The 6,062-nt window shown below is 38.9% G+C and carries 6 protein-coding genes; 5 read left to right on the forward strand and 1 reads right to left on the reverse strand.

What is annotated here, in order from left to right:
* The first annotated feature begins 166 nt into the window (after positions 1-166).
* Together VB740_RS35365 and VB740_RS35370 are read left to right on the forward strand one after the other, a co-directional pair.
* Positions 167-1,450 (forward strand): sensor histidine kinase, encoded by a 1,284-nt coding sequence (locus tag VB740_RS35365; protein WP_323204471.1) that lies wholly within the window; start codon positions 167-169, stop codon positions 1,448-1,450.
* Positions 1,451-1,476: 26 nt separating this feature from the next.
* On the forward strand, positions 1,477-2,166 hold the full coding sequence (locus VB740_RS35370) for an SGNH/GDSL hydrolase family protein (RefSeq protein WP_323204472.1): 690 nt from the start codon (positions 1,477-1,479) through the stop codon (positions 2,164-2,166).
* A gap of 95 nt (positions 2,167-2,261) precedes the next feature.
* On the opposite strand, the gene VB740_RS35375 is transcribed toward VB740_RS35370, so the two are convergent.
* Positions 2,262-2,837, reverse strand: coding sequence for a Yip1 family protein (locus VB740_RS35375; RefSeq protein ID WP_323204473.1), 576 nt, complete (start codon positions 2,835-2,837; stop codon positions 2,262-2,264).
* A 363-nt stretch (positions 2,838-3,200) separates the two neighbouring features.
* On the opposite strand from VB740_RS35375, the gene VB740_RS35380 reads away from it, so the two are divergent.
* The 3 genes from VB740_RS35380 (at position 3,201) to VB740_RS35390 (ending at position 5,853) form a co-directional block, all read left to right on the forward strand.
* A complete protein-coding gene (locus VB740_RS35380) occupies positions 3,201-4,220 on the forward strand; it encodes a hypothetical protein (RefSeq protein WP_323204474.1) in 1,020 nt (339 codons plus the stop codon).
* A 136-nt stretch (positions 4,221-4,356) separates the two neighbouring features.
* On the forward strand, positions 4,357-5,031 hold the full coding sequence (locus VB740_RS35385; RefSeq protein ID WP_323204475.1) for a HupE/UreJ family protein: 675 nt from the start codon (positions 4,357-4,359) through the stop codon (positions 5,029-5,031).
* Positions 5,032-5,289: 258 nt separating this feature from the next.
* The gene (locus VB740_RS35390; protein ID WP_323204476.1) at positions 5,290-5,853 is read left to right on the forward strand and encodes a leucine zipper domain-containing protein; all 564 of its coding nucleotides are present in this window, start codon (positions 5,290-5,292) and stop codon (positions 5,851-5,853) included.
* Positions 5,854-6,062 lie beyond the last annotated feature (209 nt).

Consider the following 6,062-nt stretch of genomic DNA (forward strand, 5'->3'; position numbering starts at 1 on the left):
CCCTTTCTCCTTTCCCCAGTCCTCACTTAGCATTTTTGGGTTGGCAGACTACTAGTACAACATTTAACATTAAGGACAATTTTTTATGTAGCGTGTATAATTTGTCATTTAATACTTGACAAATTACCTCGTTTGTTAATACATGCTGGAGTTTTTGCAAAACTTTTTGACTGATAGCTCATTTATTCCACATGGACATTGTTACCTTTGGAAGCCGAGTTTAGTGTGGTTAAACATTATCTCAGATTCTTTGATTGCTTTGGTGTATTATTCTATTCCCATCATCCTTATTTACTTTGTCCACAAGCGGAAAGATTTCCCTTTTAAATGGATACTTTTATTATTTGGAGCTTTTATTGTCTCTTGTGGTACAACCCATGTGATGGATGTATGGACACTTTGGCATCCAACTTATTGGCTGTCCACTTTGATCAAACTTATTACGGCTATTATCTCACTATATACAGCGATCGCACTGTTACCAATCATTCCCCAGGCTCTGGCTTTGCCAAGTCCGGCACAACTAAAAGCAGCTAACTGCCAACTGAAACTGACCTTAAAGGAACTTGAAAATACGCAAGCTCAACTAATTCAAACTGAAAAAATGTCTTCATTGGGGCAATTAGTTGCGGGTATTGCCCATGAAATTAATAATCCTGTGAGTTTTATTGATGGTAATATCTTTATTATCAATGAATATATTAGAGATTTACTCAATTTGATGACGCTTTATCAGAAAAGCGATTGTCATTTAGTATTAGAAATTCAATCTTATATTGAAGAAATTGACCTTGATTTCATTAAAAAAGACCTACCGAAAATCTTGTCTTCCATGAAAACAGGAGCCGAGCGCATCTCCAAGCTAGTCTTATCCTTGCGTAACTTTTCACGGCTAGATGAAGCGGAAAAAAAAGAAGTTGATATCCACGAAGGTCTTGATAGCACTCTCTTAATTTTGCAAAGTCGCTTAGAAACCGAAGGAAATCATCCAAATATTGAAATCATAAAAGAATATGGTAACTTACCTAAGGTTGAGTGCTATCCTGGACAACTCAATCAAGTATTTATGAATATCCTGAATAATTCTATTGATACGTTGAAAGAATCAATAATTGGTTGTCAGTTGTTGGTGGCCAATATAAAAATAACTGGCAACCAACAACTGACAACTAACAATCCTCAGATTCGCATTTGCACTGAGGTTTTAGACAAAAATCAAGTGATAATTAGGATTGCTGATAATGGCTGTGGTATGACAGAAGAAATAAAGCAAAAAATTTTTGACCCATTTTTTACAACTAAACCTATTGGTTCAGGTACAGGTCTAGGGATGTCGATTAGCTACCAAATTATCAACAAGCATCGTGGTCAAATCAAGTGTGTTTCTGAACCACTTCAAGGCACAGAGTTTATTATCCAGATTCCGATTCGCATGATAAACTCTGTGTGATGCTAATGTGGTCTACCCGTTAATACGTGAAACAAGCAATCAGAGTTTTATTTATTGGCAACAGCTATATCTATGTCAATGATCTTCCTTGGTTGATACAACAGTTGGCTGAGTCGGCAAAAGAAACTAAAAGGCTCGAAACTGAAATGGTTGTGGTTGGCGGAGCTACCCTCAAAAGCCATTGGAAACGTGGTAAGGCACTCAGGTTATTAAAAGCTAAACAATGGGACTACGTAGTACTCCAAGAGCAAAGTACCTTACCGATTACCAATCCCAAGGAAATGTACAAGTACGCCAGTCTGTTTGATGCCGAAATCAAGCGAGTGAATTCTCAAACAGTTTTCTACTTGACTTGGGCAAAGCAAAATCAACCAGAAACGCAACAGATATTGACCGATTCATATATGACAATTGCTAGAGAACTGCAAGCCAAAGTTGCACCTGTTGGAATAGCTTGGCAAAAAGTTCAAGAAGCAAATCCGAAATTGAACCTTTATAATCCCGATCAAAGCCACCCTAGCCCTATTGGCTCATATTTAGCAGCATGTGTATTTTACAAAACATTTTACCAAGGAAGTTTGGTAGGGTTGAGTTGTCGTATATACAGTAGTCAATTTAATACCCCAGAAGAGGGCAATAGACTTGAATTGGAAAGTTTAAGTGAAACAGATGCCCAAATAATTCAAAATTTGGTTGAGTACACTGTCAGAAATTAGTCATCTAAATTTAAGTCTTCCAGATACAACTTTCTTCGCTTAGGACATTCCTTTCTAAGAGCTAGTGGAGAAGCCAAAAGGATGTAAGATACCTCTCAGCTTGTCCATCTTACTAATTGTTGCTCCAAAACTTGTACAAAACCGATCGCAATTTGAATTAAAGGCCAGCCTACTAAACAAATAAATGTTGCTCGTCGAGTAGTAATATCCAACCCTTGGCGGACTGCGACAATTACCGCTAATAAACTCCACAACGCCAATATAAGCTCAATTGGTCGTCCTAGTAAGGGAATGAGAGTTAAAAAATTCAGTACTTGCGGTGCATAGGCAAAGCCTATCGGAATAAGTAAGTCACCGTAAGTAGGATCGATGGGTTTGAGCCATTGCCCAATCTTCAAAATTGTGAATGTCCAAAAATAGTATCCTGCAACAATAGCGATCGCATCAATCAAAAGACCCGCCAAAAGTACAAAAACCGTAGCTCGATTTATTAATAAAATTACGCCACTACCTATGGCATGAGAAATAGCAGCCAGAATTACAATACTTAGAGCTAACCTCTGGTTTCGCTGTGTATTGCGAGCATTTTCATAGAAGTCGCCATTCAAAGCGAGAGCATACCGAAGTGTATGACACAAACTTTGCTTTGATTTTTTATTATTACTACTCATTTTTTCTAACTAATGAGGGATGACAAATTACAAAAAACAGAATTTTATAAAATAAGCAATTAAAAATCAAAGCTTTAAGCTTAAGATTATCAAGAAAGGCAGAAGGCAGGAGGCAGGAGGCAGAAGGAATACTGTTTTCTGTCCTCTGCCACGACCGGAGGGAGTAGGGGTTTAAGACCCCCACCAAATTTTCTTGTTTTGTGGCCCCAATTAAGTACGGTGTTGAATCCCCTACAAAACATTGAACCTTCTCCCAAGGGGAGACGCGAAGCGCGATCTGCCTTGTCTACGACACGCTGCGCGATCTGCCCTCTGCCTCCTGCCTTCTTCAATTTATTTATCTATATAAAACAATAATCTCAAATGCGTAGAATTGGCGGACAAATACTGCTATGGTTGCAAAGTGGAACATTAAGACTGTTGGTATTAGCAGGGATAATACTTCTTGCCTGGGGAACTTTTGCCCCTGTGGGAACATTAATATGGTGGTTGAGTCAAAGTTCTGAAAGCTTGGGGATTAAGAAAGATCCAACGAAAAAGTTACCCAGAGATAACCGTTCGCTGGAAGTGGGCAAATCGGAAAATATTGATTGCTATATAGTTTTTTTACCAGGAGTAGGAGATTTTTCTGCCAACCAATTAACTCCAGGTGAAGAATTTTTTTTAAATAAATTAGAGCAAATTCATCGTAATTGTGTAACAGTACGGGATGTTTTTCCTTACTCCGCTGCTAACGAAAGTTTAGGAGGGCAACGCTTATTAGCACCTCTATGGAGTGCAGCCGAAAAAGCAGATGGTTGGTTCTCTAATACAGATATTTTAATTAAAATCCGTAATCTCTGGCGGTTTGCTATTTCTGCCGATGACCGTTATGGATATATTTATAACTTGGGAATTGCAAATGCGATCATCGATCGCATGAATGCCGTATACCCTTTATCCAAACGTCCTAAACAAGGGCTGAAAGTGATTTTAGTTGGAACCAGTGGCGGAGTGCAAGTTGCTCTTGGTGCGGTTTCTGATCTCGAACAGTGGCTAAATGCTCAATTAATTGTTGTTTCAATAGGTGGTGATTTTGATGGCGAAACAGGCTTTGATAAAGTTGACCATGTGTACCAACTCGTAGGTAGTCGAGACTGGATTGAAGATATTAGCCAGATTGTATTTGCTTCACGCTGGCCAATTACAGTAGGTTCACCTTTCAATCAAGCTCGTCTTCAAGGACGTTATACAGTTATGGAAACAGGCCCTCATGCTCATAGTGGATCTCAAGGTTATTTTGGTACAACAACAATCGGAGAAAGCCAAACAACTTATGTAGAGTTAACACTCGAAAAAGTCAATAAACTGCCAATTTGGTCTAATCAAAATCAACGGCAATAGTCTTGACGGTACAATAGCGATCGCCACAAACGGCCAAACGGCATAAAACTCACTAAATATCAATATTTAACCACGTTAGTTTTTTGGGATAGGTGGGTAGTATAAATTACCGAAAAAACTAATTTGGCAGATAGTAATGTTCAAAACTCAATTATCACAATCCCAGGCTTGGGGAGAGTTTCCCACCTTAAATTTAATGCATCGCCATATTGGAGCGATCGCAATTCTAATTTTAATTAGCTTACTGAGTTCATTGAGTGGAACACCAGCCAATCATGCCATCTCTAACCCTTGGGAAGGCTTTCTCTGGGGACTGGCAGATCCAGTAATTGGCTTGGATTGTTTAGTTGGTATTGTTGCTATTGGCTTACTCTCATCTGCGTTTGTTCGTGGCGCTGCGATCGCTGTATCTTTTGTTTTAGCATCAGTTTTGGGGATTGTAATTCACTTATTCCAGCTAAATATACCAGGCACAGAAATAGCCATTGCCATTTCTACCATCGTTTTTGGCACTATGCTGATGATGCCAAATCAACCAAACTTTATAGTAATTGCTCTAGTGGGTGTCAGTGCTGGTTTATTTCAGGGTTACGCTGATGCTGAATCTATTATTGGGGCAGGAACAATGCCATTAATTGCCTATATATTAGGCATTACCTTAACTCTGTTTACGGTTGTCATGAGTGCCAGAAAAATTGGTAGTGCAATGGGTATGGGAGAAATCAACCGAATTTTACCCTGGAAAATTAGCATTGCTGGCTTCGCCTTCTGTGCGATCGGCATTGTGTTTTTGAGCAATTCAATCATTTAAATCACATATTTCAATTTAGTGGAATACATTCATTTATGGGGGCGTACAGTTAGCTGTGCGCCCCCATTGCGTGTCTAACTAAAGTCCAGTAGACATCTCCGAAAAAGAATGTAGAGACGTAGCACTGCTACGTCTCTACAAGGGTTCTGGGTAACGCATATTTAATTTCTGGAGATGTCTAGTAAGCAGCACAGAGTTTTAGTGAATAAGCTGATGCACCTCTGCGCTAATCTAGAGACTATATGCAAATAAAGGCTTATGACACCTGAAGAAATTGCTAGTACGCTAACAAAATTATTTGGCACATCGGCTGTTGCTACAGTTGCTCCTGGCTCGTGGCAAGTAGACACTTCTAACTTTCGGCTGTTGGTGTTGCTTTCCGAAGATAGTGATTGGCTACGAGTTTTACTGCCTATTGTGCCTATCCAAGAAGCCCAAGCATTTTTAGGACAGTTCCTAGAAGCCAACTTTGATGAGACTCAAGAAGTACGTTACGCTTTGTATCAAGGGGTAATTTGGGGAGTATTTCAACATAACAGTGGCACTTTAGTCAGTGCAGATTTATCCAATGCAATTAATCGACTTGTATCTCTCCATCAAGCTAGATTAGATAATGTCTTTAATCGGCTAATTGAAAGCCGTATCCGACAAATTATCCAAGCAGCAAAACAGCAAGGACAATCTCTGCAAGCTACCATGCAAAACTTAGAACGCTTTTACGCAGAAGGATTGATGGGTGAAATAAATCAAACCTCAGAGGAGCGAGAAAAAGTTATAGCTGCTTGGCGGCGTCAGTTAGAAAGTTTATGGGATGAGGGTTAATTTCAATTTTTCATAGAGATTTATAACCGTACCCCGTTTACATATTAAAATAATTTAAGTAAGTTGGCACAATAAATTTAAACTATATGCAGAAAAATGAAGTAAGCTAAAACCCTATTGCCTATTCCCTTATCCCAACTACAATCATTTACACATATAGGAATCATATTTGATTTCTGAAAAATCTAAATATTTGTAGGGTGTGTTAG

This window comes from Nostoc sp. UHCC 0251 (genome assembly GCF_034932245.1).
Classification (GTDB): domain Bacteria; phylum Cyanobacteriota; class Cyanobacteriia; order Cyanobacteriales; family Nostocaceae; genus Nostoc.

Coding starts and splice junctions, on each gene's coding strand:
- VB740_RS35375 (WP_323204473.1), bottom strand. CDS start 2,837: ATGAGTAGTAATAATAAAAAATCAAAGCAAAGTTTGTGTCATACACTT.
- VB740_RS35380 (WP_323204474.1), top strand. CDS start 3,201: ATGCGTAGAATTGGCGGACAAATACTGCTATGGTTGCAAAGTGGAACA.
- VB740_RS35385 (WP_323204475.1), top strand. CDS start 4,357: ATGTTCAAAACTCAATTATCACAATCCCAGGCTTGGGGAGAGTTTCCC.
- VB740_RS35390 (WP_323204476.1), top strand. CDS start 5,290: ATGACACCTGAAGAAATTGCTAGTACGCTAACAAAATTATTTGGCACA.